This is a genomic window from Actinomadura sp. NPDC048032 (genome assembly GCF_040653175.1).
Lineage (GTDB): Bacteria > Actinomycetota > Actinomycetes > Streptosporangiales > Streptosporangiaceae > Spirillospora > Spirillospora verrucosospora.
Genome location: NZ_JBEZJP010000821.1, coordinates 1 through 1,133, shown reverse-complemented (window position 1 = coordinate 1,133; position 1,133 = coordinate 1). Strand labels below are relative to the sequence as shown.

Sequence of the window (1,133 nt, the reverse complement as noted above, 5' to 3'; positions counted from 1 at the left end):
GCGGGCGCGGGCCGCCGAGCGGCTCACCGCCGAATGGATCCGAACGGCCTCGACGATCTGGTCTCCCACCCTGTGGACGGGCGAGAGCGCCCAGTCAACCTGCACGGGCGGGGCCCGGAGAGCCACCGGCTCCTCGCGGCCCTGGCGCCGGGGCGGCTGCTGGCGTTCGCCTGCCCCGGCGCGCGGCACTCGGGGGGCCCCGCCTGGGACCCCGGCGAGCACGAGGTGGCCCGCTGGTGCCGGCTGGTCGCGGCCTACGGGTTCGACGCCGACCCCGGGGACCTGGACCTGCCGGCGCCGGCCGCCGCGTCGCCCGCGCCCGGCGCCGTCGTCGTCCATCCCGGGGCTGCGTTCCCGGCGCGCCGCTGGCCTCCCGAGCGGTTCGCGGCCGTCGCTGCGGCGCTGCGCGGCGGCGGGGAGCGCGTGGTCGTCACCGGCGGTCCCGGCGAGGCGCGCCTCGCGCGGCGCGTCGTGGAGCTCGCCGGGCTCGACCCGACCGCCGACCTGTCCGGCCGCACGTCACTCCCCGAGCTGGCCGCGCTCGTCGCGCGCGCACGGCTGGTCGTCTGCGGCGACACCGGGGTCGCGCATCTCGCGACCGCCTACCGCACACCGTCGGTGCTGCTGTTCGGCCCGACGCCGCCCGGCCGGTGGGGGCCTCCCGACCGCGCCGAGCACCACGTCCTGTGGGCGGGTCGCCGCGGCGACCCGCACGGACGCGAGCCCTGTCCCGGGCTGCTGGAGATCACAGCGGACCAGGCCGTCGAGGCCGCCGGGAAGGCACTGGCCCACCCGAACCGATGAGGGGGACGAGATGAGACATCCACGCGCCGTCGTCACCGGGGGCTCCGGCTTCCTCGGCTCGCACCTGTGCGAGGCGCTGCTCGCCGAGGGCGTCTCGGTGCTGTGCCTCGACAACCTGCTGACCGGGACCTCCCGCAACATCGCCCACCTCGCCGAGCGGCGGGACTTCCGCTTCCTCAAGCGCGACCTCACCGAGCCGGTGAACGTCCCCGGCGACGTCGGCTACGTCTTCCACCTGGCTGAAGGAGCACGGCGTCATCCCGGTCGAGTACGGGGACGGCGTGGCCGAGCGGATCGAGCAGGCCTCCGGCGGGACGGTCGACGCGTTC

2 protein-coding genes are annotated in these 1,133 nt (G+C 77.1%); both read left to right on the top strand.

The annotated features are described in order from the left end of the window. Positions 1-804 (top strand): glycosyltransferase family 9 protein (locus AB0C69_RS42475; protein ID WP_360362672.1); only part of this gene is annotated, 804 nt, incomplete at its 5' end. A gap of 10 nt (positions 805-814) precedes the next feature. Further along, the coding region (locus tag AB0C69_RS42470) for an NAD-dependent epimerase/dehydratase family protein (RefSeq protein ID WP_360362668.1) at positions 815-1,133 on the top strand (319 nt) is incomplete at its 3' end.